Annotated in this window: 23 protein-coding genes and 2 pseudogenes; 6 read left to right on the forward strand and 19 right to left on the reverse strand. The window is 57.4% G+C overall.

Annotated features, from left to right (window positions below):
• Positions 1-62 precede the first annotated feature (62 nt).
• Positions 63-761, forward strand: coding sequence for a YggS family pyridoxal phosphate-dependent enzyme (locus tag CKV68_RS03605; protein ID WP_013912008.1), 699 nt, complete (start codon positions 63-65; stop codon positions 759-761).
• Here the strand turns inward: CKV68_RS03605 and CKV68_RS03610 are convergent.
• Positions 758-2,080: a YeeE/YedE thiosulfate transporter family protein gene (locus tag CKV68_RS03610; RefSeq protein ID WP_095075613.1), complete on the reverse strand. Its 1,323-nt coding sequence runs from the start codon at positions 2,078-2,080 to the stop codon at positions 758-760. The two genes, CKV68_RS03605 and CKV68_RS03610, sit on opposite strands and share 4 nt — an antisense overlap.
• A 357-nt stretch (positions 2,081-2,437) precedes the next feature.
• Here CKV68_RS03610 and CKV68_RS11230 point away from each other — a divergent pair.
• A pseudogene (locus tag CKV68_RS11230) lies at positions 2,438-2,599 on the forward strand (ABC transporter ATP-binding protein); the annotation flags it as partial.
• On the opposite strand, the gene CKV68_RS03620 reads toward CKV68_RS11230, so the two are convergent.
• The 7 genes from CKV68_RS03620 to lepA form a co-directional block, all read right to left on the reverse strand.
• Positions 2,600-4,345, reverse strand: a complete 1,746-nt coding sequence (locus CKV68_RS03620; RefSeq protein WP_095075614.1) for an ABC transporter permease subunit — start codon at positions 4,343-4,345, stop codon at positions 2,600-2,602.
• A 5-nt stretch (positions 4,346-4,350) separates the two neighbouring features.
• Complete coding sequence (locus tag CKV68_RS03625; RefSeq protein ID WP_095075615.1) at positions 4,351-5,859, reverse strand: ABC transporter substrate-binding protein; 1,509 nt, start codon at positions 5,857-5,859, stop codon at positions 4,351-4,353.
• Positions 5,856-7,103, reverse strand: coding sequence for an MFS transporter (locus CKV68_RS03630; protein ID WP_013912013.1), 1,248 nt, complete (start codon positions 7,101-7,103; stop codon positions 5,856-5,858). The genes CKV68_RS03625 and CKV68_RS03630 overlap by 4 nt, the downstream gene beginning before the upstream one ends.
• Positions 7,100-7,807, reverse strand: a complete 708-nt coding sequence (locus CKV68_RS03635) for an ATP-binding cassette domain-containing protein (protein ID WP_095075616.1) — start codon at positions 7,805-7,807, stop codon at positions 7,100-7,102. Before CKV68_RS03635 ends, CKV68_RS03630 begins: the two co-directional genes overlap by 4 nt.
• Complete coding sequence (locus tag CKV68_RS03640) at positions 7,804-8,433, reverse strand: ATP-binding cassette domain-containing protein (protein WP_029974895.1); 630 nt, start codon at positions 8,431-8,433, stop codon at positions 7,804-7,806. The genes CKV68_RS03635 and CKV68_RS03640 overlap by 4 nt, the downstream gene beginning before the upstream one ends.
• Positions 8,434-8,564: 131 nt before the next feature.
• On the reverse strand, positions 8,565-9,158 hold the full coding sequence (locus CKV68_RS03645; RefSeq protein WP_095075617.1) for a hypothetical protein: 594 nt from the start codon (positions 9,156-9,158) through the stop codon (positions 8,565-8,567).
• Between the two features lie 95 nt (positions 9,159-9,253).
• Positions 9,254-11,101 (reverse strand): translation elongation factor 4, encoded by a 1,848-nt coding sequence (lepA, locus tag CKV68_RS03650; RefSeq protein ID WP_013912078.1) that lies wholly within the window; start codon positions 11,099-11,101, stop codon positions 9,254-9,256.
• 182 nt (positions 11,102-11,283) lie between these two features.
• Between lepA and CKV68_RS03655 the strand changes: the two genes are divergently transcribed.
• Together CKV68_RS03655 and rpsT are read left to right on the forward strand one after the other, a co-directional pair.
• Positions 11,284-11,838, forward strand: coding sequence for a type II toxin-antitoxin system PemK/MazF family toxin (locus CKV68_RS03655; RefSeq protein WP_013912079.1), 555 nt, complete (start codon positions 11,284-11,286; stop codon positions 11,836-11,838).
• 305 nt (positions 11,839-12,143) lie between these two features.
• On the forward strand, positions 12,144-12,407 hold the full coding sequence (gene rpsT, locus CKV68_RS03660; RefSeq protein WP_013242430.1) for a 30S ribosomal protein S20: 264 nt from the start codon (positions 12,144-12,146) through the stop codon (positions 12,405-12,407).
• A 98-nt stretch (positions 12,408-12,505) separates the two neighbouring features.
• Here rpsT and CKV68_RS03665 read toward each other — a convergent pair whose 3' ends face one another.
• The 11 genes from CKV68_RS03665 to CKV68_RS03715 form a co-directional block, all read right to left on the reverse strand.
• Positions 12,506-13,153, reverse strand: a complete 648-nt coding sequence (locus tag CKV68_RS03665) for a LysE family translocator (protein WP_013912080.1) — start codon at positions 13,151-13,153, stop codon at positions 12,506-12,508.
• Positions 13,143-13,544, reverse strand: coding sequence for an ankyrin repeat domain-containing protein (locus tag CKV68_RS03670; protein ID WP_029974890.1), 402 nt, complete (start codon positions 13,542-13,544; stop codon positions 13,143-13,145). The genes CKV68_RS03665 and CKV68_RS03670 overlap by 11 nt, the downstream gene beginning before the upstream one ends.
• Before the next feature lie 10 nt (positions 13,545-13,554).
• Positions 13,555-14,517, reverse strand: a complete 963-nt coding sequence (gene holA, locus CKV68_RS03675) for a DNA polymerase III subunit delta (protein ID WP_014526110.1) — start codon at positions 14,515-14,517, stop codon at positions 13,555-13,557.
• 47 nt (positions 14,518-14,564) lie between these two features.
• Positions 14,565-16,238: a ComEC/Rec2 family competence protein gene (locus tag CKV68_RS03680; RefSeq protein ID WP_095075618.1), complete on the reverse strand. Its 1,674-nt coding sequence runs from the start codon at positions 16,236-16,238 to the stop codon at positions 14,565-14,567.
• On the reverse strand, positions 16,235-16,915 hold the full coding sequence (locus tag CKV68_RS11480; protein WP_095076223.1) for a ComEA family DNA-binding protein: 681 nt from the start codon (positions 16,913-16,915) through the stop codon (positions 16,235-16,237). Before CKV68_RS11480 ends, CKV68_RS03680 begins: the two co-directional genes overlap by 4 nt.
• A 151-nt stretch (positions 16,916-17,066) precedes the next feature.
• Complete coding sequence (locus CKV68_RS03690; RefSeq protein ID WP_095075619.1) at positions 17,067-17,897, reverse strand: DegV family protein; 831 nt, start codon at positions 17,895-17,897, stop codon at positions 17,067-17,069.
• Positions 17,898-17,909: 12 nt separating this feature from the next.
• On the reverse strand, positions 17,910-18,656 hold the full coding sequence (locus tag CKV68_RS03695) for a histidine phosphatase family protein (protein ID WP_095075620.1): 747 nt from the start codon (positions 18,654-18,656) through the stop codon (positions 17,910-17,912).
• Positions 18,657-18,660: 4 nt separating this feature from the next.
• A complete protein-coding gene (gene rsfS, locus CKV68_RS03700; RefSeq protein ID WP_014526115.1) occupies positions 18,661-19,128 on the reverse strand; it encodes a ribosome silencing factor in 468 nt (155 codons plus the stop codon).
• Positions 19,129-19,182: 54 nt separating this feature from the next.
• Positions 19,183-19,839, reverse strand: a complete 657-nt coding sequence (nadD, locus tag CKV68_RS03705; protein WP_013912088.1) for a nicotinate-nucleotide adenylyltransferase — start codon at positions 19,837-19,839, stop codon at positions 19,183-19,185.
• Positions 19,840-19,876: 37 nt separating this feature from the next.
• On the reverse strand, positions 19,877-21,163 hold the full coding sequence (locus CKV68_RS03710) for a glutamate-5-semialdehyde dehydrogenase (RefSeq protein ID WP_095075621.1): 1,287 nt from the start codon (positions 21,161-21,163) through the stop codon (positions 19,877-19,879).
• 58 nt (positions 21,164-21,221) lie between these two features.
• On the reverse strand, positions 21,222-22,136 hold the full coding sequence (locus CKV68_RS03715) for a D-isomer specific 2-hydroxyacid dehydrogenase family protein (RefSeq protein WP_029974881.1): 915 nt from the start codon (positions 22,134-22,136) through the stop codon (positions 21,222-21,224).
• Positions 22,137-22,330: 194 nt separating this feature from the next.
• Here CKV68_RS03715 and CKV68_RS03720 point away from each other — a divergent pair, with 194 nt between their 5' ends.
• A complete protein-coding gene (locus tag CKV68_RS03720; protein WP_029974879.1) occupies positions 22,331-22,678 on the forward strand; it encodes a YbaN family protein in 348 nt (115 codons plus the stop codon).
• A 108-nt stretch (positions 22,679-22,786) separates the two neighbouring features.
• Positions 22,787-24,379: pseudogene (locus CKV68_RS03725) on the forward strand (aspartate:alanine exchanger family transporter).
• Positions 24,380-24,381 lie beyond the last annotated feature (2 nt).

Below are 24,381 nucleotides of genomic sequence, written 5' to 3' on the forward strand. Positions count from 1 at the left end.
TGACTCGCACCTGCCCGTACCTGTGCACCGAGATCTCTTTTTCCCCACGATAGGATTGGGGCATGGAAAACGTGGAAGCTCTCCGCCTCGCCCACGAGGCCGTCCTGGAAAGAATCGCCAATTCTGCCGAGCGCGCCGGCCGCGACGCCGCAGAGGTCCGTCTTATCGCGGTGACCAAGACTCACCCGGTGGAAACCGTACGAGATGCAGTGGCTGCCGGGATGACGGTGCTGGGAGAAAATAGGCCGCAGGAGCTTTCGGCTAAGGCCAGCGAGGTGTCGGGAGTGACGTGGTGCGCGATTGGCCGGCTGCAGCGCAATAAGGCCAAGGAAGTGGCGGCGTGGGCGCAGGAGTTCCATGCGTTGGATTCGATACGTCTGGCGGAGGCGTTGCAGCGAAGGCTAGAGTCCGCAGACCGCACGTTAGAAGTATTTGTACAGGTCAATACCTCCGGGGAGGTACAGAAAGGCGGCATTGCTCCGGCCGAGGCTGCGGAGTTTTTAGGGCAGCTAGCCGACTATGACCGCCTCCACGTACGCGGGCTGATGACGATGGCTCAGAATTCCCCCGAGGAAGCCATTGTGAGGTCGTCATTTGTGCAGCTGCGTGAGCTTCGCGATACCCTCCAGCCGGACTTTCCCACCGCAACCGAATTATCGATGGGCATGTCCGGCGACTTTGAATGGGCAATCGAGGAGGGCGCAACGAGCGTGCGGGTAGGCAGCGCGCTGTTTGGCCCCCGTGGGGAATATCTGGGTTAGGTGCGCAGGAGGGCGCCGTGTTTCACCACGGTGATCTGCCATCCGGCGCTGCCGACCTCATGGAAATCGGTGACGGCGTGGCCGTCGTCGGCGGCCCAGCGTGGAATGGTTTCGGTGGCTTGGGTGCAGTCGAAGTCAATGACGAGCGCTTCCCCGTCGCTGAGCTGGTTGATGGCGGTTTTTGCGTCGATAAGCGGGAACGGGCACACCGCGCCCAGCGTGTCTATCACGTATGTGCCCGGTGCGACTGCGCGCAATCCTTGCTTATCGACGCCCACCTTCACCCCCGCCGGCGCCACCTCAAAGGCGCTGTTCACACGAGTTTTCTGCGTAGGCTTGAGCCATATCTTCGCAGCAGCGGCAACACCTAGACCGATGAACAGCAGCGCTACCCACCCCTGATAACTAAACAGACTGGTCTGTACCATACCATTGCCCACGGTGCATCCGCCGGCAAGCGCCGCGCCTATGCCCATGAGCGTGCCACCTGCGATCGAGCGTATCGAGGTTGTCGCATCCGGCACCCGCACCCGAAACTCACCCGTGGCCTTTGCTGAGGCAAACGACCCTACAAGGATTCCCACAACAAGCAGCGTCCCCCAATTCAGGAATTTTGCGTCGCCCGTGGTGAGCCAGCTGGTCAAGTGTGCTGTTGGGGTGGTGATGCCGAGGCCGTCGTTACGCCCAGTAACAGCCGACAGCGGCCATGCAATCACCCCGAGAATCCCCACGAGGAGACCAGCCGTGTTCAGACTCAGCGGGCGCTTCCATCCAGTGCGCCCCAACGTGGCCACGTTCGCCCCGTCTTTGCTGCGGTAATACCACACCGAATATGCCGTAAGCAGCGAAAGCCCAATCGCGAACCACCACGGGGAGAGCCCAAACGTATCAGGGATGGTGGTTGCGTTTATGGTAAATCCTTTGAGCCAGGCCGCTCCCCCGTGGAGAATTCCGGTCTTCATCGCAGCAGCCGATATGCCGTAGAAGAGCAGCGCAAACCAGGATCCAACCAATCCTTCTCCTGAGCGATACCACGTCCCGGAGGCACAACCACCGGCCAACACGATGCCGATACCGAAAATAAAGCCACCTATAACAACGGCAAGAGGCGCGAACGCATCCACTGGAGTGGTAATAACACCGAGCGTGCGTAGCCCCGATAAGCCCACCGCGTGCACGGAAATCACAATAAGAAGCGCAACAAAGCCACGCCACGTTTTTAAAAGATAAATATCTCTGAGCATTCCAGTGACACAGAAGCGACCACGCTGCAAAACAACGCCGAGCACTGCGCCAAGGAGAAGACCTGTTGCAATCATGAGGGGATATTCCTTTGGTCTGGGTTGCGTACCCCACACACGCTAGACCTATCCGTCTAGAACTACAAGGATTTTAAAGACAATTCTGTCTATTTTGAATAAATAGGGATTTGCTGCGATTTTTTAAAATTCAGCTTTACCCCCGTGGGGAAACTGCGCAGCGTTCTCCTCCCCTTTGCCGAGTTCCATCCTCTTCCCCTCACCTGTTTGTCGCTTTTGAGAACGCTAGCGCGTACGCACCCTACAAAACCCCAGGACGCAATTTTTAGCGTTCTCAAAAGCGACAATGTTGCGTAGATAAGCTTGTCAGTGGGTAGGAACACCGTGATGGACCTGCTCCGCGGGGTCACGTCGGCAGGCACATCTTTAGTCATGGTCACCCATGATCTCGACATTGCGGCTTCCGCCGATCGCGTCATCGTCCTGGAAAACGGGCACAACAGTGCCGTCCTCAACGCGCCCTCTTCTGCCGAGCTTTTTGCGCGCATTCATGGGCAGACAGCGGATAAAGGCGTGTGATCACCGCTTCCGCTCAAAAGTATCGGTTGCCACAGCCGCCACAACTCCCAAACACACGAGGCACACCATCGGCCCCAACGCCATCCACGGAGCTCGTTCTAGATAACGCGTAGATTCTTCCAGGATCACGCCCCAATCAGGGCTTCCGACGCTGGCCCCCACGCCTAAGTATCCCAACGCCGCCAGCGAGATCGCATTGTGAGCTATTCTCCCCACGGAGTGGCGGATTACTGCCGGCGCAGTCCACGGCACAACATGGTGACGCAGCAGATGCCAGCGGGTGGCTCCCATCGTCGCGGCGAAACGATAATGCCCGCTGGCTTTGGCTTCTTGCACCACCGCTGCACAGTGAGCGGCCAGCGGAATCCATCCAACGGCTAGCACTGCAACTGCAGCCGTGGTGGTGGAAGGACCCAGGACACCTGCCAGAATGAGGCCGAGGAGGACGGCAGGAAAAGCGTTGAGAGCATCTCCGATGTGCAGCATCCACGACCCCACATGCCCAGCGATCAGCCCGATGAGCGCACAGGCGGCGGTCACTGCGATGGCGACTCCTACGGAATAGGCAAAGCCGTCGGCAAGCCTGGCCCAGATGTCGCGGCCGAGCTGATCCGCTCCCAGCGGATGGCTGAGGGAATACCCAGCAAAGCGATCGTCGGTGTTAATCGCACCGCTACGTACAACGCCTACGCCCACTGCGATAAGCGGAAGCAACGCCACAACAAGGCTGATGCGATCGAACATCGCGCTGGTCCCTGCGTTCACGCCTGTGCTTAACGACACCCCAGCCACGTCGCTTTCCAGACGTCGCAAGATGAAGCGACGCAGCCCATTCGCCACGATGCCGCTCACTGCGCCGACAACAAGCACCACAAACACCGCAGCTTGCAGCACAGGAAGATCGGAATTTAGTGCGGAGTCCACCACGGTGCGGCCAAAACCAGGAATATTAAAGGTGACCTCAACGGCTGCGGTGCTCGCAAGAGTGCCAGCAAAGAAAAGGGTGAGCAGAGGAATCGTGGGCACCCATGAACGCCACAGTAGCTGGCGGACAATACGAGAAGACGCCACGCCATTAATCCGCCAGGACTCCACCCAGGTTTCTTGCATCGCGGAATCAGCGGAAATCAATAGGACTCGCCCATAGACACCGCCAGCGCATACTCCCAGGGCTAACGACGGCAACACCATATGTGCCGGCGACGACCATCCGCCCACGGGTAGCACGTGCAGAGTCAAGGCAAAAAACCACAACACGATCACAGCGACAACAAAGTCTGGAAGCGCCGCCAGCGCTGCCAACACTTGGGGCGCTGCCACCCCAGCGCTTTTACCGCGAGCGGCCCCGGCCAGGCGTGGCCCCACGATCATGAGGGCCACCGCCAAACACAGCATCGTGGAGACAAAAGTGAGGGTGGCTGTAATTCCTAATCCGTGAGTGGCCTGCTGCCATGCGTCCTGCGCAGGGTTGGTCCACGAAACCCCAAATTCCCCACGGAAGAGGCCAGCAAACCACCGCGACACAGATTCCCACGGAGTCTGCGGAAGATCGAATTCATCCCGAATCGCTTGCAGCAACTCGGGAGTTGCCTCGCGTTCGCGTTCGCGGGCTCGGAGAACGGCAAAGGCCGGCTCGCGCCCCGTGAACCACGGCAATAAGGCGGTGGCTACGAGGGCTAGCAGATATGTGGTTACGGCAATGCCCACCGTGGTGAGCGTGCGTGCGCGAAGGCGAGTCGATCTCATGTGGGTTACTTCTTAGCGGAAAGTTCCGTCTTTTCTGTGATCAGGGAACGTTCCATGGGGTCGGTGGACAGACCCTCTACGTTTTTGGAAGCGATCAGCAGCTGCTCGTGGGCCAGCGGAACGACGGCGCCGGTGGAGACCACGTCTGCACCGATGGATGCGGCGCTCTGGAGGCGGGTGTTGAGGTCTTTTTCGCCCTTAGCGTCAGCAATGTCTTTGTCGATCTTCGGGTCGCAGAGGCGCGACAGGTTGTAGGCACCCTCGCAGGAGAAATCGGTCTCTAGGAATGCGAGGGGGTCACCGGCACCAAACATATAGTTGCGGGAGCCGATGACGGCATCAAAGGAGCCGTCGAGAAGCTGCTTTTCCAGGGAACCGTAGTCGGCAACCGTGATCTCCACGTTAAAGCCCAAAGCACGAAGCTGGTCGGCAATGAGATTCGCAGTTTCGGGGAGCTCGGCGCGAGAGTCCCAGGTGGCTAGGCGAACAGTCTTGCCTGCTCCGAGATTCGCGTCGGCCTTAGGTGCCTCCGATGCAAGCGGTTTAGCCTTCTGAGCTGCAGCCCATTCGGTGTCCTGGTTGAAGAGAGAGCCTTGCGTCTTGTTGGCTTTACCCTCGTAGATTTTCTCCACGATAGGCTCGGTCTTGATGGCGCCCGCCACAGCAGCACGCAGGTGGGCGTCTGCAAACACTCCCTTTTCAGCATTGAGGTGCAGCAGCACGGCGCGTGGGAGATGGACGTCGGTGATGTGGGCGTCGGAAAGCTCTGGCAGCGAGACCACGGGGACACCCTTGACCACGTCGAGGTCACCAGCGCGGAAGGCATTGGCGCGAGCTGCGCCGTCTTCGATGAAGGAGACTTTTAGAGCGGAGGTCTTGGGCTTGCCGTTCCAGTAGTCGCCAAAGGCCTCAGCGGTGACGGAACCGTCGGTTTCTTTCTTGACCAGCTTGAAGGGCCCTGTCCCGTGGGCAAATGGGTCGGGATTCTCCCCCTTATATGCGGCCTCGGCGAGGATAGCGGTGCCGGGGTCGGAGAAACGCTGAACCAAGATGGGGTCAGCCTTAGGCGACGTGACAGTCACCTCATGCTCGCCGGTGGCCTCGACTTTCAGGTCTGCTTTGCCCAGGCCCTTTGGTCGAGTAGCTGCGGAAAGAGCGTGGTCGAGAGCATTCTTCACCGCTTTTGCATCGAGTTTGCTTCCATCGTGGAATGTCACGCCCTGGCGCAGGCTAAGCACGGCAGTGCGGTCGTCTTTCATCTCCCACTTCTCAGCAAGTACTGGCTTGATCTTGGCGTTCTGGTCAAGAGTGACCAGGGTCTCCGCGACGCCCATGCGCAGGTTAAGCACAGAATCGTCCGAGAACGGAGAGAAATCAGCGACGGGCTTGAACTGCAGGGCAACGCGCAAGGTTTGTCCGTCGGCAGAGTCAGAGCCTGAGTTGGTGAAACAGCCAGACAGAGTCGCGGCAACGGTCAGGGTGGCAACTGCCAATCCGAGTTTCTTCATTTTCATTGTTGAACGTCTACTTTCTTTTGTTCTTTAAGTTTGGCAAGCCCCACCGCCGAGACGGCAAGCAGTGCAGTCATAGTCAGCCACGGGATTGCAGCCGCCGGCTGCGTGATTTCCGCTTTGTCCAGCGTCGCCCCTACGGCCACAGACCCCAGCAGAACTGCCAGGCCACCGAAGCTGTTGAGGAATCCGTAGTAAGAGCCCAGGTTCTCGTTGCCGGCTAGGTCGCCAACAAGATCTCGGGCTATCGGGACCGCGATCATGATTCCGGTATGCAGCAGCACCATCATGATCACGGCTGGCAGGTACGCTGCCCAACCGTGTATATCTATCCCGGCGGCCACACCAACCACAGCAAAGCTCGCAGCCATGAGCCCAAAGCCGCCACCTAAGACCACCTTGGCAGGCTGTTTTTCAGCCCAGCGGGTCACGCTCGTTTGCAGCGCGATCACAAAAATCGCAGCGCCAGCAAAAAACCAGCCCAGTGAGCTATCCGAGCCAGTAGCGCGCCGAAGCTCCACCGGCAGCGAAAGATACTGCTGGTTGTATGCGAGCAGATACGTGGAATATAAAATCGCAAAGACCACGAACTTCTTGTTGGTGATCACGCTCGCCCATACTGCGACCATCCCCAAAGGCGCACTCTCCCCGTGGGGAATTGTGTTTTTGTTCCACCGGCGCCATAGCAACGCGTGCATCACAAAGATGCCAGCAAAGATGGCGGCGCCGGCAAACGAGACCGTGGAAAATCCTAGGGGGATCAGCAATGCTCCCAGCAAAGGCCCTGTGAGCGAACCCACCCGGGAATAGGACGCGTCTAGGGCAAACAACCGTGCACGTGTAATCACACCCTGTTTTTCCAGGGTGAAGCCTTCAGAGGCAAAAATGGATTCCACTGCCGGGGAGAACAATGCTGCTGCGAAACCAATGAGCACCACGCCGAGCGTCATTGAGCCCACGCCCGTCGCCATGCCCACGGTGATAAAACCCAACACTCGGATGGCAACACCCACCAGCAAAATGGGACCAGCACCCCATGTGTCTGCAAGCCCGCCGCCTAGGAAGAACAGCCCTTGTTGGCTAAATGTACGAATCCCCAGAACCAGGCCAACCACGGCGCCTGCAGCCCCAAGGTTTTCTGAGAGTTGAACTGCGATAAACGGGACCACTAAGTAAAAGCCGATGTTAAAGAGCATCTGGGTGACAAGCAGTGTGGAGATATGGATGGGAAGATTGGTTAATTTCACTGTTCAAGCTCCAAAGCCGCGCGGAGAAATACCTGTACTTCAGGGTCGGTTGTTTTTACGTGATCGGCTGGCCCGGCGTAGCGCACCGTTCCGCCGATCATCACAAGAAGCTGACTGCACGTGGCACGCAGCGCAGCAACATTGTGGGAGACAAAGATAACTGTTGCATCGGATTCCACAAGCAGCGCCTGCAATAGACGCGCGGTCTCGCCGTCCAAGGCTGAAAACGCCTCGTCTGCAATCACGAGCTCAGGGGATCCCAGCAGTGCACGGGCGATCGCCACGCGTTGCCGCTGCCCACCAGAGAGCTGCCTGGGCTTGCGTTGTGCTACCGCCGGGTCCAAACCAAGCGCCTGCAAAAGACCGGGTATTTCCCCACGGAGGTGGTTGAATTTTTCCGCGCTCCCCTCCTGCCCACAAAGCCGAATCACTTGCGGCTCGATGATGCACTCGGCCACTGTCATCCGTGGGCACAACGAGGACCCAGGATCTTGAGGAATGTATCCCACCACTGCCGCGTCGACGCTCACACTGCCGGAATCCGGGGCGATCATTTGTGTGATGAGGGAAATCAGCGTGGTTTTGCCGGCGCCCGAGGGCCCAATGACTCCGAGTTTCGCGCCTGCATTCACCTCAAAAGATAGCTTTTCGACGCGCCCAGCCACGGTAGCCTCGCAAAATTTTACAAGAACGCGTCTGGTCATAGCTGTGTTACCTTTCCATCGGCAACGTGCAGCTGCCGGGTGCCTAGTCGCTTAGCCACTCCCGGCGAATGAGTGGAGATCACTACTGCACCGCCTGTGGCCTCGTGGAATGCCTCCAGTGCATCGATCACAGCGAGGGTGGCTATGGGATCGAGTGCTGAGGTTGGCTCGTCGGCAAGCAAAAGCTCAGGGTGCGACGCAAGGGCTCCCGCGATCGCCACGCGCTGGCGCTGACCACCCGATAACTCCAATGGGTAGCGATGCCCCAGCTCGCCGGTGATACCGCAGCTAGCCAAAGCCTGCTCTGCCACCTGCTTGGACGTTGCCATGAGCCGCACCTGCTTATCGCAGCGCACCAGTGGGTTAAGCGAGCCCAAAGAATCCTGCATGATCAGAGCCGTGCGTCGCGCACGCGTCATCTCACCTGTGACCACAATCCCCGGCGTAGTCGCCCCACACAGCGCACGCAACAACATAGTTTTTCCTGAGCCGCTGCGACCAGTGATCGCAACTTTATCGCCAAGAAAAATATCCAGCTTATCCACGCTCACCAGCACCGCACCAGACGCTGTTGCTATGGTGAGACCCCGTACACTAACAATCGGATCAGCGGGGTCGCGTTCCACGGTCTACTCCTCACGGGCCTGGGCGGTTATTTCCCGGCGCGACCCGTCAACGGCGCACCGACGCTATTGAACGTAATTCGCTTTTCAATAGTTCTGTCGCCGGCTAGCTTAGCGCAGACGCAGGTGTGCTCCTAACCCGGATTCAAACCTTCCTGAGGATTCCACACCCAGCGCTTTCCCAAGGAATCCTGAAAGCTGATCCTCACTACTTGATGCCTAGTGCTCGATAACAGCGCGTGTGTTTGCGAAGGCCCACATTCCTCCGGAAGCTCCCACCCCTGCTCAAACCTATTGATAGCAAAATAACGACCTGGTGGAAGTACTTTTATGCACAAAGGCCGGGTGGTGATCCCCTGCACCTCCACGTCGATTTGTACGTTGTAGAAGATCGACACCTGCGAGCCTTCATTAGATACGACAACGCCCCACTGCTGGCACGTGTCTTGTTGATCACGGTAAGCCCACCAGGCCTGTAATCCCCCTGCGATCAGACGACGATCGCGTTCCATGTCTCGGTGATCCCGCTCTTGCTCACGCTTGTGCATAGCAAGCTCGGTTTGCCGTTGTTCCTCACGAATCTGCCTATTGAGCTCAACGCTCAAGCTTTCCGTCTCTCGAGCATACTTCTCAGATTTTCTCGACTGCCGATTCGCCTGAACCGCGACGAACAGCGCCGCGAGGCCGCTCAAAGCTCCCGCCCATTCCGCTAGTGATCCTATGTCCATAGATTCAAAAACTATCCCCGTGGGGAATAATAAACGAGTTCTCCCGACACAAGGGGGTATGTATCGGGAGAACTCGTGTGTGTTACAAGCGGTGTTTAGCCCTCATCCGTGGACAAAGCTGCCACGAAGGCTTCTTGAGGCACAGACACCGAACCGATGTTCTTCATGCGCTTCTTACCAGCTTTCTGCTTCTCCAGCAGCTTGCGCTTACGGGAAATATCGCCGCCGTAGCACTTGGCGAGGACGTCCTTACGCAGGGCACGGATGTTCTCGCGGGCGATCACTTTGGAGCCAATTGCTGCCTGCACGGGGACCTCAAATTGCTGGCGAGGGATAAGCTCCTTGAGCTTCTTGGTCATCTTGTTGCCATACCACTGAGCATTATCTCGGTGAACGATGGCGGAAAATGCGTCGACCGGCTCGCCTTGCAAGAGGATGTCTACCTTGACCAGGTCTGCCATCTGCTCCCCTGCTTCCTCGTAGTTGAGGGAGGCGTAGCCCTTAGTGCGAGACTTGAGCTGATCAAAGAAGTCAAAGATGATCTCGCCCAACGGCATGGTGTAGCGCAGCTCCACGCGATCTTCGGAGAGATAATCCATGCCGCCCATGATTCCGCGCTTAGTCTGGCACAGCTCCATGGTGGTGCCCACGAAATCTGAAGGAACAATGATGGTGGTCTTCACGATCGGTTCATAAACCTCACGCAGCTTTCCGCCAGGCCAATCCGAAGGGTTATGAACACGGGTTTCTGCGCCGTCTTCAGCGACCACACGGTAATTTACCGACGGTGCCGTGGAGATCAGGTCAAGATCAAACTCACGCTGCAGCCGATCACGCGTGATCTCCATGTGAAGAAGCCCGAGGAAGCCGCACCGGAAGCCAAAGCCCAGAGCCACGGAGGTTTCGGGCTCATAGGTAAGGGAGGCGTCGTTAAGCTGCAGTTTTTCCAGAGCATCGCGCAGGTCTGGGAAATCAGCCTGGGAAATCGGGAAAAGGCCGGAGTAGACCATGGGGCGCGGTTCTTCATACCCCTGCAGCGGTTCTTCTGCCCCGTGGACGGCCCACGTAACGGTGTCGCCCACCTTGGATTGGCGCACGTCCTTCACACCGGTGATCAGGTACCCCACCTCGCCGGGGCCCAGACCTTTGCATTTCTTAGGTGTGGGGGAAACGATGCCGATTTCCAGCAGTTCGTGGACTGCGCCGGTAGACATCATCTGGATCTTTTGGCGCGGGGTCAGCTTGCCGTCGATCATACGGATGTACGTAACAACGCCCCGGTAGGTGTCATAGACCGAGTCGAAAATCATCGCACGGGCGGGTGCTTCCGAGCCAAAATCAGTAGTGGGGGCCGGAACTAGCTCGGCAACCTTGTCCAAGAGCTCTGCTACACCTTCACCGGTCTTACCGGAAACCCGCAAAACGTCCTCGGGCTCGCAACCAATGATGTTGGCTATCTCCAGCGAGTACTTTTCGGGGTCGGCAGCAGGCAGGTCTATCTTGTTCAAGACTGGAATGATTTCCAGGTCTTTTTCCATAGCTAGATAGAGGTTCGCAAGCGTTTGGGCTTCGATCCCCTGGGCGGCGTCGACAAGCAAAATCGCACCCTCGCAGGCCTCAAGCGCGCGGGAGACCTCGTAGGTAAAGTCCACGTGGCCGGGAGTGTCGATCATCTGCATGACGATCTGCTGATCGGCAAACGGGCCAGAACGAGGAATCCACGGCAGGCGCACGTTCTGCGCCTTGATGGTGATGCCACGCTCGCGCTCGATATCCATGTTGTCCAGATACTGGTCACGCATGTCACGGGCGTCGACAACATTGGACAGCTGCAAGATGCGGTCCGCCAAGGTGGACTTACCGTGGTCAATGTGAGCGATGATGCAGAAGTTTCGAATCTGCGAGGGATCCGTAAACGTCGTCTCCGCGAATTTGTCGGCCATGGGCGTTACTACTCGTACCTTTCCTTGTGAATTCTCCCTAACACTACCCGACCCACGCCACACTCGAACAATGCAGCATTAGCATCTCAGCAGCCCCCCACACACAAAAGCGCAACGCGCCAGCCCCCGCAAAAGTCCCCAACACATGCAAACTCACTACGTGAGGGCTAGGGTATGGGAGCATGGGCATGAAAGACCTAGTGAAGATGCGCTGGCTAAGCAAACTCGCCGCCATACTCACGCGCGAATCCGATATTCCACTCGATCGCGGCCTCAACAGACTGAACGACCGAATTGGACTCGACCACGAGCACCGACGCTTCCACCGGATGGACATCGTCTCCTGCAAAGTACGCCCCTCCGGCGAATGTGCGCGCACCATCTTCTATGCCCCCAACATGGACGGACAAGTCGACCCCGGTGAGGTCGTATGGTTCTGGGCCCCCAGCGACAGCTCCCCTAAGAAACTCCGCGAACGCTCCATCGTGGTCGTAGGGCGCCATGGACCCAAAGTTCTCGGCCTACTCATCTCCCCCAACCCAACGCACAACAACGACGACCACTGGCTCGACATCGGCGCCGGCCCCTGGGATGAAGCCGGGCGGCAAAGCTGGGTACGACTAGACAAAGTCGTCTCCGTGCCAGAAGCCGATATTCGACGTTCAGGAGCGGTCATGCCGTCTAGGCGCTTTGAGCGCATCGCCAACCGCCTTCGTGGGGAATTTGGCTGGGAATAACACGGAAAACCTATAACTGCCATCCTTATATTCCTTATATCCTTTATGCTGCCCGACGTAGCTTCCTCTGCACCACCGTTCCAGTAGCCATTCCCTTGGGCTGCAGTCAAAAGGTTTGTTCCCTTCTCCGCGAGCTGGTAAGATTTCCGCTCGTTGTCCATTAATGCTCTTTTGGTGGATGTTCCCGCAAGGCGGTCAGGACCTTGGGTCCGCTTTCATAGCGAGAACAGATCGGCTAGCACGCTTCGCGTGCCAGCTCACTGCAGTCCAACAAAAGGCTCAACAGAAAATTAAGAGGTATTGCCATGGCAAACATCAAGTCCCAGAAAAAGCGCGTTCTCACCAACGAGAAGGCTCGTCTGCGCAACAAGACCATCCGTTCCGCTGTTCGCACCGAGATCCGCAAGTTCCGTGAGGCTGTCGCTGCCGGCGACAAGACCGCAGCTGAGACCCAGCTTCGCGTCGCATCCCGCGCACTGGACAAGTCCGTGACCAAGGGCGTCTTCCACCGCAACAACGCGGCAAACAAGAAGTCCAACATGGCTCACGCGCTGAACAAGATGGCTTAAGTTTTACGCACGAATAGGCGCCCGGTATCTGAAGTTTTTGCTTCACGGTACCGGGCGCTTACTCGTGGGGAAACACAGAAGACGATGCGCTGCGTTGGTTAGAACAACGAGGTTGCTCCGGTAAAAACCAAACCGCAGCCCGCGAAAATAAAGAAAAGGCCAGCGCCCAGATCTATCCACGGGCCAGCCTTGAGAAGCTTCACCCGCATCGCGTTAGTGCTAATCACGGTAGCTAAAAGCATAAAACCACCGAAGGTGCACAACACCAGTGTCACGATGACCAACAGCGCCGTACCGATGCTCGGTTCGGAGGGAAGAAACGGCGCAATAATCGCCGCAAGATAGAGAACAATCTTGGGGTTAGACAAATTTGTGAAAAATCCCTGTCGGAGACAACTCGCCGGAGTCCCCACGAGGGAGTCAAGATTCGCGGCCACCGTAACCCCACCATCACGAAACTGCGCCCGCGCCGACAACAGCAACCGGCTTCCCATCCACAAAATCCACAGGCCACCTACCAACTGAATCGTGCTCAAAATAGCGGGATAGGCCGTCAATAATGCAGTCGCGCCAAACACGGTCAACGTAAGCCATATCGTGACGCCAATCGTAATGCCGCACACTGCGGCATACGCGTGTCGACGTGACTTAGTAGCCAGACGGGTAACAAAAAAGATATCGGGGCCAGGTGTCACCATGCCAACGAGGCTGATGAGCACCAAGGTCCCGAGCTGGCTAAGCTCCATGGCTAGAAAGCGTGGCGGCTAGCTCGTCTAATCCGAACATCCGGGCGGTGTCGATGGCATTCGGATGTCCTTCGTGGGGAAATGCACCGGCGTTGAGTAGCTTTTCCACCACAGTCATATCCTGTTTGAATACAGCACCTGCAAGAGGAGACTGCCCACGGCCATTGAGCTGGTTGACGTTTGCCCCACGGGAGATGAGGGCGTCGAGAGTCTCATGGTGCCCGGCGTATGCAGCGAGCATCAGCAGGCTGTTGCCGTCTTGGTTAGTAAGGTTGGGGTCTACACCGTTGTCGATGTAGGCGGCGAGATTGGTGGTATCGCCGTTGCGGGCCATGTCGAAAAGCTTGGATGCTAGTTCTTGGACGTCTTCGGGTACAGATTTGTCATTCACGGTCAATACTTTAGCGGGCGAGCTCAGAGATGCGCCGGATTGCATTCTCTATTTCAAAATCCGGGTCACCACCTAGGGTCCCGTTGGGACCATGTCCTTTGAGGCTCGCATCAAGGTCAGCCATGAGGATGACCGCTTGACTAATCGCATCGCCATTCCATGCGCGCGCGACTTTAGCCGTCTTTTCAACCACAAAAGGCGCCATACCCAATTGTCGAGCAAGCCCCGCAGAATCAATCCGTCCACGAGTGGAATAGAGCCTTGCGATTCCACTGATCTTGTAGCTCAATGCCGCCGCCAGCGCCACAGGGCTAACCCCCAATTGCAGTGCCCGGCGCGCGCTTGCCACTGCTCGCTGCGTTTGTCCTGAGCATGCCAGGTCTGCCACGTCGAAACCGGAGACTTCGGCAACTCCTACGTAGTAGTCACGGACCTTCGCGGCGGTTATCTCGCCATTGTTATCCGCTATCAGCTGGCTAATTGCGGATGCCAGTTCTCGTAGATTAGAGCCCACGCCTTCTAAGAGAGCATGAACGACGTCAGGAGTGGGGCGAATTCCGTGTGCACGAAACTCCGCGTTTACCCACGGGATGCGTTCACTGGGTTTGAGTTTGTTGGCCTCATGAACCTCAGCAATCTTTTTGAATTTGGGGATCGTCGCTTTTTGTCGACCACCGCCGGAGTGCACAATTATGAGATAAATACCAGGACCGGGGTCGACGGCTGCAGAGAGGATGAGCTGGGTTGGTTCTTTACCGGCTTCTTCGGCTTTGTTCAGCACGATGATTCGGTCCTCTCCAAACAGGGAGGGGCTCAATAAGTCGATGAGTTCCGATTGGTTAACTTCGCCAGCCCGGAGAGAAGACACGGTGATGTCGTCGCCGGCTTGAGCTTTGATGCTGTCAATGATGCGCAGACGTGCGCGTTCGGCTAGAAATTCGTCGTCGCCTAGAACAAGATGGACCGGTCCCACTGTTGTACCCACGCAGACAATAGTGCCACAGAGCCGGGCGCTGTTACTCAGAAGCGTCCGTCGGAGGCTTTCTGGGTGCCGTCGATAAGCAAAGCCACGTTTCCGTCCCCGTGGGGAAAGAGGACAGGCGTGCCGTCGCGACGCATCACGGGCCGTTTGTGTGGTTTCGTTTTTTCTTTGACCAGGATCAGATCAACATCGGTGGGGGCGGCCTCAGCATCGGCGGAGGTTTCCACCACGACGATTCTTAAGGTGCGGTAATCGACTTCGCGTGGGGTGTACACCATAAGAGGGCCGACAACGAGTAACGCAATGCCTAGCGGCCATGCCTTGTGAGATTGGAAAGCCAGCAGAGCCCATAGCGCCACCACGATCACCCAGCAGGTGCCAAGCAGCGTGGATTCTGGCAGGGGCACACCTAACGTTGATCCTCGCCAGGAGGAGCAGGTGCGGGCAACCAGTCCGATCCAGCTGGCGAGCAGATCAAGAAGCTGAATCGCTGGCCAATCGAGGGGAGGAATCCACACGAGTGCAACGGTTGCAAGCCCGATCACGGTAATGAGAGGCACGACGGGTGCGGCGATAACGTTAGCGGGGACAGACACCACAGAAATGCGACCCGCCATCATGGCTACGAGTGGAACCGTCACGAGTTCTGCGGCGATCGCAACCGCTATCGACCGCACAATAATGTCGGGGATATGCACTTGTGGTCGTTGTCGCTGGAGACTAGCGCGCGCCAAAGGCCGGTAGATCAGGGGGTACAGAGTGATAATTCCAGCGGTCGCCCCTACGGAAAGAGCGAAACCATAGTGCGCCGCTAGCCCGGGATCCCAGAGGAGGAGGCAGACTATAGCAAGACACAGGGCATGAATCGGTGGGGTTCTTGACGCGTTCATCGCCGCAATAAGCCCCACGCCACCCATGACGGAGGCCCTTAACACAGAAGGTTCTGGGCCAACAACGCAGACAAAAGCCATAAGCGCACTGCCTGCAACCCATCTGCGGACACGCGGACTACAACCGCATACTGCCAAAAGCGACATAACGGTGGTGGTCAGAATAGTAACGTTTCCCCCGCTCACCGCGGAAAGGTGTGCAAGGCCTGTCGCAATATACTCCTGTTTTTCTTCCAAGGTTTGCAGCGATGTATCCCCCATCACCATGGCGGGTATCAGGCCCTGCGATGGCGAATCAGCGAGCGCCGCCACGCGCTCATTAAAACGCGTACGTAAAAGGGCACTTATCGCATGTATTCCATCTGGGCCATGCGTCACTGTGATGTCGTCGGCAAAGAAAAACGTCCGCCCCAACCCCACAGAACGGCTCGTTGTTGCTGTGCCTGTCATGGTTATGTCCGTTCCCGGAGTTAATCCCGCCACTGGCTTTCGCAGCAGCACTGGAATAGGTTCGGGAAACCCCGGAACGTGCGCGCGAAACAGCCACCCGGAACGCACTTCTTGCACAGTAGTGCTCACCCTTGCAGTGATTTCCCTACCAAACTGGGCAGTATCTGCCGCGACGGCCCGCAGCCAGCACCCTATGCTTATCGACGTCCCGCCAATTCCCACAGCAATCGCCTGCCCACGATCCCAGCGCACCACCACTGCAGCACCTATAGCTGCTATGGCTAACCCCCACCACGGGGTTCGGCTCCACAGAACAGCTAATGTGCATAACCACGCCACGACTGCAGTGGGAACTAGCCGAAGCTCAGTCATAACATCACGTTCCCCGATAAAGCCTCAAATTTCCTGGGCCCTATCCCCTTCACGTCTTTCAACTGGCCAATGTCTTTAAACCCACCGATCCGTTGGCGGTGCGCGATGATCGCCTCGGCGGTTTTCCCGCCGACCCCGGGAAGCTGAGCCAGTTGCTCTGCCGTTGCACTATTCAGAGATGTTTTCCCATTTTCCTGCGCAGGTGCCCCAACCGCATCGGGCGCTACCGTGGCGTGCAGTTCGCCGGCGCCGGGAACGGTGATTTGGGTGCCGTCGACAAGCTTTTGTGCCTGATTCAAGGAACGCACATCCGAGTCAGGGTATGGTGTGGCCAACCGGAGAGCGTCAGCGACGCGTGCCCCGGCCGGCAGAGTATAAAGCCCTGATTTTTCCACCGCCCCAACCACTGCGACCACGACCGTCGTCTCGGCTGTCGTGGTCGCACTTTGTTGTTGGATACGGGTATCTGCAGCAAGATCCGCAGGTCTAAGAGCTTTGTCTGTAGCCGTGGATCCCCCACCACGAGCCAACGTTATCGCCCCTACCGCAACGATCAGAATGATCGCCCATATCACTGCGTGCTTTTTACTGATCTCCCATCGAACCCCGTGAGGAAAATCCACGTCCATCACGTCTTCAGTCCCCGTTGGACGTGTGAGTTCGCGCAGCCTCCCCATAGCCTTTTTCTGCACCCGCTTCATGGGGTCACGTTAAGCTCCGAGGGCTACGGGCTGCCACTGTCTAGCGTGAGAAGCGCCTCTGCCTGTGGATAATCCCTCACCACCTGCTCTCGCTGTGGATAACTCCGTGGGGCGCTATGCAGTGTGCTTAGTTTTTATTAGGTTCGGAATCATCTGTGTCTTCTGCCGGGGTGGAATGCTCAGAGAAGACAACGGAAATCCCTAAAGCCCCTGCACCACAGTGAACCACTACGCTGCGATCGAGCGTGGTAATCATAAAACTCGACCCACTAGGCAGAGCTAATCTCAGCTGTTCTGCCAGGCTGTGTGCTGCTTCTTCTGCATCGGCGTGCTGAATCGCCACGAACGCCGGATAGTCTGCGCAGCGCTCCACGATGACAGACGATAGCTTGGCAAAGGCCTTCGACTGCGTACGCGTTTTTACCGCTAACTCAATTTTCCCATTGTGCAATTTCATAATGGGCTTGGTAGCCAGCGCAGCAGATACCACTGCGGTGGCTGCAGAAATACGCCCCGACTTGCGCAGCTCATCTACTCGGTGCAGGTAAAGCCATGTCTCAGAACGCGTGAGCGTGTCCCGCGCCAAGGCCTCACATTCATCCAGAGAGGCTCCGTCGAGAGCAATGCGGGCAGCAGCCATAGCAGCAGCGCCCACGGCCATGCCAACGGTTCCGGTATCGATCACACGGACTAATCCATCGAAAACGCCGGAAGCAGCAACGGCAGCCGACCAGGTAGCAGAAAGCTCTTTAGAAAGATGCAGAGCAACCACGCCGTCATCGCCACCACGTTCCAGTTGGCGTGCGTAGGCAGCGGCAAGCTCCAGGGCTGTGAGCCCCGACGTTGATACCTCTGATTCCCCACGAAGGATGTGGAGGTCAAGGACGGTGATCCCCAACTCCTCTATCACGTCTTGCGGCAGCCCAGACGAGGAGTCAGTAATAATTCTGACTGGCATCGACCAACCCCCCTACTGCGGTTGTGATGAAGGAGTAACGTTGATGCGCCCGAGGCTCACGCCCATGTTCCAGCCGTCGAGATACCATTGCGCACGCGCTGCGGTCTCTGGGGTAAAACGGGCTGTCAGCTGGGAAGCATAGGCCTTTTCTTCCGCCTCTTGGCTCGCGGTATGCGGGTCTTTGAACTCAGGGCGTGCTGTGAGCTGCGCCCAGCAGGTGTTATTCAGGCCCGAAAATATCGGGTATTGGCCGACCTCCAGGCCTAGGAGGTGACAGGTCAACGCGCTGATTGTCCCACCGTGGGCCACGATGAGCACGCTTGTATCATCCCACTCGTGGTAGTCCTGCATGAGCTCGTCGACAACGGGGCGCGCCCGGTGTGCCACATCAAGTCGAGATTCCCCACGGGGAGGCGCCCAGGTGGCGTCGTGACGCCAAATAGCGCGCGCACCGGGATAATCGGTATCCACCTCGTCGATAGTTTTGGCTTGCCATTCTCCCAGATCAGTTTCCCGAAGCCGAGGGTCGGTGGTCACGTCGATGCCGAGACGCTTGCCCACCACGGCAGCCGTGTCGCGAGCGCGCGCAAGATCCGAGGAAATGATTTTTCCGATGGGAAGTGTAGCTAGGAAGTCCGCCGCCGCTTCAGCCTGCGACCAACCGGCATCGGAAAGCACAGTATCGAGGTGCCCCTGCATGCGACGCGTCGCGTTGTATTCAGTCTGTCCGTGGCGGAGCAGGATGAGACGGCGGGTCATGGGACTAGAACTCCTCTTCGGCGGGTTCCTCACCGGCGAGGGGGATCTCGTCGAGAGACTCTACGTTGCGTACATCGATGTCATCGGCCCATTCTTCGGGACGACTCATCGTCTCTACACCTTCGACCTCAATAAGCGGGCAGTCTTGGTAGAGGCGATCAAGCCCGTAGAAGTCGCGTTCGGTGTTGCGCTGGACGTGAACCACGAGCATGCCGTAGTCCAGAAGTACCCAGCGGTTTTCGCGGTTTCCTTCACGACGCTTTGGCTCGTGTCCTTCTGCAGTGAGAACGTCCTCGATCTCCTCGACGATGGCACGCACTTGGCGCTCATTGTCTGCGGAAGCCAGTACAAATACCTCACTGATCGCCATGACATCGGAGACGTCAATCACTGCGATGTTGGTTGCTTGTTTCTCATCTGCAGCAAGTGCTGCACTGGAAGCCAAGCGAATAGTGTCTTGGGTTGCGGTCACAGGGGGTCCTTTCCTAAATCGAGCCTAATTGTTCCATGTAATAGCCATGATTGGCTAACTGGTTCGTGGTTTCGGAGTTGGGTCACGGTATGTGTCCGCCCCACCGGGATGATACAAGCGGCGTTTTGCTATGTATTGCACAACTCCATCGGGTACCAGATACCACACGGGTAAGCCTTCACGCGCACGGCGCCTGCACCCTGTAGAAGAAATAGCCATGGCCGGAATCTCAATGAGCTCAACACGCTCTTGATACTTCAGTGGCAGCATGTCCTCTTTAAGCACGTATCCGGGGCGCGTGACCCCCACAAACGTGGCAAGCTCAAGAACCTGCTCCCAGTTTTTCCATGTGAGAATGTTACCTAAAGCGTCCGCACCGGTGATAAAAAACAGTTCCGCATCCGGATATTGCTCTTGCAGATCTTTCAGGGTGTCAACGGTATAAGTTGCCCCTGGCCTATCAATGTCTACCCGACTCACGCTAAACCGCGGGTTAGAGGCGGTGGCAATCACCGTCATCAGATAGCGATCCTCGGCATGCGACACCTCGCATTCTGCCTTCTGCCAGGATGTTCCCGTGGGGACAAACACCACCAGATCCAGATCAAATCTAGCGGCTACCTCGCTGGCCGCCACCAGGTGACCATGGTGAATCGGGTCAAAGGTGCCTCCCATGACCCCTACCCGGCGCGGATGCTCGATGACGGTCATGGCCGTATCCTTCCTGCTTCTTCTGATGACGTTCCGACTAGGGGCGCGTTTGGCCGGTCCCCTGCAGGATCCATTTGGTGGTGGTCAACTCCGGCAGTGCCATCGGCCCGCGGGCATGCAGTTTTTGGGTAGAGATTCCAATCTCTGCTCCCATCCCGTACTGCTCGCCGTCTGTAAACGCCGTGGAAGCATTGATCATGACTGCTGCCGCATCTACTTCATCTGCAAAACGCTGCGCGGTGACGATGTTTCCGGTAGCGATCGCCTCGGTGTGCCCCGTGGAATAGGTTCGGATATGGTCAAGCGCGCCATCGATGCCATCAACGATGCGCGCGGCGATGTCCATGGAAAGGTACTCCTCGGCCCAATCTGCCTCTTCCACCTGCACGATGTTACTAACGCCCAGCTGCCCTAGCGTGTCGACGTCCCCATGCACCGTTACCCCAGCCTGTTGCAGGGCCTCGATCACCTTCCGCTGCGTTTCTACCGACAGCGCACCGTCGATCAAGACAGTCTCTGTTGCATTGCACACCGAGCAACGCCGTGTTTTGCCGTTGATCAGCATCTCAATGGCCTGATCTATATCAGCGACGTCTCTATCAATATAGAAATGACAGTTTCCTGTTCCAGTCTCGATTGTGGGAACCGTGGCTCCCGTGACCACCGCTTGGATAAGACCTGCGCCGCCCCGTGGAATGACGACGTCGACAAGCCCACGCGCAGTGATCAGATCCTGCACGCTCTCGTGGGTATCACAGGGCAGCAACTGCACGGCCTCCGCAGGAACATCATGAGAAACCAGCACGTCTTGGAGCACGCTCACCAGGGCAGCATTGGAGTAACGGGCCGATTTGGAACCGCGTAGCAGCGCCACGTTTCCCGACTTCAACGCCAAACCAAAGGCGTCCACCGTCACGTTAGGGCGAGCCTCATACACCATGCCCATAACGCCCAAAGGGATGCGCACCTGACGCATCTGGATACCGTTAGGCATGACGCGACCATCCACGACATTGCCCACGGGGTCTGCCAGGGACGCGACCTGACGCAGCCCATCAGCCATAGCAGTAATACGCCCCTCATCCAGACTCAGACGATCAATGAGCGACTCGCTCATCCCGTGAGCGCGTCCTGCCTCCACGTCGCGGGCATTCGCCGAAAGAATCGTCGGGATGTGGGCACAGAGGGCCTCAGCGGCGGCAAGAAGGATCACGTTTTTCTGTGAGCTACGTAAACGTGCCACCCGTGGGGAAACGGCATGTGCTGCGCGCGCCTTGGCTAGGACGTCGTCACGCTCGATGCTGCGGATATCTGCGTTGGTCATAACGTATTACCGTACCCAACGTCACAGCTAAGCGTCGTGTGCAGCGCCGGACTGCCTGCTAATATCCCGCCGCCACATCCACTTCCGTAGGCATCGTCTCCCCCGCTTCAAACGCCCGAGCATTGGCCACGAATAATTCGCCGCTGAGCGCACGCATGCGATCCTTCGTGTTTGCCACATGCGGGGTAACAAGAACATTGTCCATTGACCACAACGGATGCCCATCGGGCAGCGGTTCTGGATCTGTAACGTCAAGGGCCGCTCCGGCTATGGTGCCCTGTTGTAGCGCATGAACAAGGTCCTCCGTAACCACGAGGCCGCCGCGTCCCACGTTTACCAACACAGCCTCCGGCTTCATCTTCTCTAGGGCTCGCGCATCCACCATGCCACGGGTCTCGGAGGTCAAAGGCGCAAGAAGCACCACATAATCCGCAACGCCAAGTACCCGGTCCAGCTCCTTATAGTCCACCGTCTCGTCGGCTTGTTCCACCGGCCGCCCCGAACGGTTAACAGCAATCGTGTGCAGCCCAAAACCAGACACAAGTTCAAACAGGCGGCGCGCAATCCCTCCCGCACCCACCACAACCAGGGTCTTATTGTCGTAGAGCCAATTGGTCTTCTCATCCGGCAGCTTCCTTATGCCCCACGTCTGTGCCCGCACCACTGCCGGGATATGGTGCAGCACCGACAACAACATGGTGAGTGTGGACTCAGCGACTGAATCCGCATAGAGACCAGCTGCGTTTGCCCACCGCACTTGCGGGGTAAGCACTCCCGCCTCTGCGAGCCCATCGACGCCGGCGAATGCCACCTGCACAAACTTCAAGCCCGCGGGCAATTCCGGAAACTGCCGACCTGTCCCATTAAAAACAAGGAAGTCCGCCTCTTTCAGATCTTCCACTCGGGTATGCCCAGCGGCTTCCAGCTGGTCAGTAGCCTTCTCCCAGATCTCCGGGTACATGACAAACTTCATCGGTTGCTGCCTTTCTTGTCGCGGATCTGTCACTTTGTGTCTTGCCACACAAGGTACGCTTTTATTCCCCGTGGGGAGTTTCCCGCCGCGTCTCCTCTTGGCAGTCTCCGACAGACGATCCAACAGATAGCCCCCGCCCCGGAACTTAGCTTCCCCTAAAAATTTTTCCGTGTTCTCCGCTACAATCACATTTTGTGAAATTTGTTCTGCTTACGTTAGGGATGCTGTGCGTGGCGCTTGGAATGCTCGGGGTCTTCCTACCGGTACTTCCCACGACTCCTTTTCTGTTAGCAGCTGCTTTCTTCTTTGCACGAAGCTCTGAACGTTTCCACCACTGGTTGCTCAATCACAGATGGTTTGGCCCCTACCTCAGCAACTACTATGAGGGGAAGATGACCACCCCACACAAGGCACGCACGCTCACGCTCATGTGGACAGGTTTATTGGTGTCAGCGTTTCTCATTGACAAGCCTGTGATGTGGTTTGTCTTTATTTGTATCGGTGCGGCCGTTTCCACGCATATCGTGAGACTCGGGAGATGAACTCACAACGAGTCCAATTGATCGTTGTTCAAAAACCCTTAAAAGTTGCTTCACAGCCGGTACCATGATTGGTGATACATCATTTGAATCGCTAAGGGGTACGCTGCTGTGTCCAGTCTTTTTCACTATTTGGCTGACCATCCAGTAGTTCTCGTCTTTTTACTGTGCGGGCTAGGCATGGCGCTTGGCCGTATCAAACTACGTGCCATCGGACTTGGTGCAGCGGGTGTGCTGTTTTGCGCCATCGTCTTCTCTGCCGTCGCCACCCGCTATGGAGTGCAGTTGGCTTTACCTAGCGATATTGGGCACTTCGGGCTTGCTTTGTTTGCCTTCAATATCGGTATCACCGCTGGGCCGAGTTTCTTCCACAGCGTGAAAAACTTTCTCGTGCCACTGCTGGCAACCGTGGGCCTTTTTGGCGCAGTCGCCGCTGTGGCCTACGGCGTAGGTGTCCATCTTTTCCATCTAGACATAGCCGTTGTAGCCGGCACGTACGCGGGCGCGCTGACAAATACGCCTTCCCTCGCTGCTGCCAGCTCGGCATCGGGAGAACCCGCCCTCACAACAGTGGGATACTCCGTGTCCTATCTGTATGGCGTCGTAGGAATGATGATCGCGGTGCTCTTTGCACTGCGCTACTCGCGCACTGATAGGGACGCACCTTCTCCTCTGGATAATCAAACAGTGGTGGTCGATCGCACTGATAAACCAACGATTCAAGACATTCTTACCCTGGTAGACAACAAAGTAGCATTCTCCCGTGTAAAAAGCGGTGACCAACCAGTCCAACATGCAGCCCCCGAACGTGTACTCCTCAAAGGCGACCTGATTACCGTTGTGGGTCCACGCAAAGACATCAACCATGCCGCAACACTTCTGGGCCGCGATTCCACCCGCTCGCTGATACAAGACCGCTCTCAGCTAGACTTCCGCCGCATTACGATCTCTGACCCCAAGATCGCCGGGCGCACTATAGCGTCATTGAACCTAACCGACGACTACCACGCCACTATTTCTCGTGTGCGCCGCGGGGACGTAGACATGATCGCCCAAGCCGATCTAGTCCTCCAAGAAGGCGACAGGGTCCGCGTGGTCGCCCCCACCAAGAAGATGCCGCAGATCACCAAATTCTTTGGCGACTCCGCAGGCGGGCTCAGCGATATCAACCCAGTCATTTTAGGTTTGGGCATGGTGGCCGGCCTGCTGCTAGGAGGCATTCCTATCCCCACCGGTGGCGGCTCTACATTCCATATCGGCGCGGCAGCGGGCACGCTCATCGTGGGACTCATCCTAGGAAAGATCGGCCGAATCGGCTCAGTAATCACAACGCTGCCATACACAGCCACCATCGTGCTCTCTGAGTTTGGTCTGCTCATCTTCCTAGCCCAAGCAGGCACCGTAGCCGGCGGCCAAATCATTCATGCCTTCAGTTCCGGTGAGTGGCTCAGCATTTTAGCCCTCGGTTTCATCCTGACCTCTCTCCTAGCCGCCTCCGTGTACGTGGTGATGCGCTGGATGTTCGGCATGGGAGGCACCAAATTAGCCGGCTATATCGCTGGCGTGCAGACGCAACCGGCCGTCTTGGCTTTTGCCAACTCGCGTACCGGCTTTGATCCTCGCGTCGCGCTGGGTTAGTCGCTCATCTACCCGGTCGCAATGATCGCAAAAATCCTCACTACGCAGGTCCTCGCCGGCTTATAGTT

Origin of the sequence: Corynebacterium ulcerans, assembly GCF_900187135.1 — a bacterium.
Classification (GTDB): domain Bacteria; phylum Actinomycetota; class Actinomycetes; order Mycobacteriales; family Mycobacteriaceae; genus Corynebacterium; species Corynebacterium ulcerans.

What these genes read in the sequence shown, in the direction of transcription:
- CKV68_RS03710 (WP_095075621.1), bottom strand. Translation starts at nt 21,163, where the DNA reads ATGACCAACGCAGATATCCGCAGCATCGAGCGTGACGACGTCCTAGCC.
- lepA (WP_013912078.1), bottom strand. Translation starts at nt 11,101, where the DNA reads ATGGCCGACAAATTCGCGGAGACGACGTTTACGGATCCCTCGCAGATT.
- CKV68_RS03680 (WP_095075618.1), bottom strand. Translation starts at nt 16,238, where the DNA reads ATGACTGAGCTTCGGCTAGTTCCCACTGCAGTCGTGGCGTGGTTATGC.
- CKV68_RS03610 (WP_095075613.1), bottom strand. Translation starts at nt 2,080, where the DNA reads ATGATTGCAACAGGTCTTCTCCTTGGCGCAGTGCTCGGCGTTGTTTTG.
- CKV68_RS11480 (WP_095076223.1), bottom strand. Translation starts at nt 16,915, where the DNA reads ATGGGGAGGCTGCGCGAACTCACACGTCCAACGGGGACTGAAGACGTG.
- CKV68_RS03665 (WP_013912080.1), bottom strand. Translation starts at nt 13,153, where the DNA reads ATGGAGCTTAGCCAGCTCGGGACCTTGGTGCTCATCAGCCTCGTTGGC.
- CKV68_RS03715 (WP_029974881.1), bottom strand. Translation starts at nt 22,136, where the DNA reads ATGAAGTTTGTCATGTACCCGGAGATCTGGGAGAAGGCTACTGACCAG.
- CKV68_RS03635 (WP_095075616.1), bottom strand. Translation starts at nt 7,807, where the DNA reads ATGACCAGACGCGTTCTTGTAAAATTTTGCGAGGCTACCGTGGCTGGG.
- CKV68_RS03625 (WP_095075615.1), bottom strand. Translation starts at nt 5,859, where the DNA reads ATGAAAATGAAGAAACTCGGATTGGCAGTTGCCACCCTGACCGTTGCC.
- nadD (WP_013912088.1), bottom strand. Translation starts at nt 19,839, where the DNA reads ATGACCGTCATCGAGCATCCGCGCCGGGTAGGGGTCATGGGAGGCACC.
- CKV68_RS03690 (WP_095075619.1), bottom strand. Translation starts at nt 17,897, where the DNA reads ATGCCAGTCAGAATTATTACTGACTCCTCGTCTGGGCTGCCGCAAGAC.
- CKV68_RS03645 (WP_095075617.1), bottom strand. Translation starts at nt 9,158, where the DNA reads ATGGACATAGGATCACTAGCGGAATGGGCGGGAGCTTTGAGCGGCCTC.
- CKV68_RS03605 (WP_013912008.1), top strand. Translation starts at nt 63, where the DNA reads ATGGAAAACGTGGAAGCTCTCCGCCTCGCCCACGAGGCCGTCCTGGAA.
- CKV68_RS03695 (WP_095075620.1), bottom strand. Translation starts at nt 18,656, where the DNA reads ATGACCCGCCGTCTCATCCTGCTCCGCCACGGACAGACTGAATACAAC.
- CKV68_RS03620 (WP_095075614.1), bottom strand. Translation starts at nt 4,345, where the DNA reads ATGAGATCGACTCGCCTTCGCGCACGCACGCTCACCACGGTGGGCATT.
- rpsT (WP_013242430.1), top strand. Translation starts at nt 12,144, where the DNA reads ATGGCAAACATCAAGTCCCAGAAAAAGCGCGTTCTCACCAACGAGAAG.
- CKV68_RS03655 (WP_013912079.1), top strand. Translation starts at nt 11,284, where the DNA reads ATGGGCATGAAAGACCTAGTGAAGATGCGCTGGCTAAGCAAACTCGCC.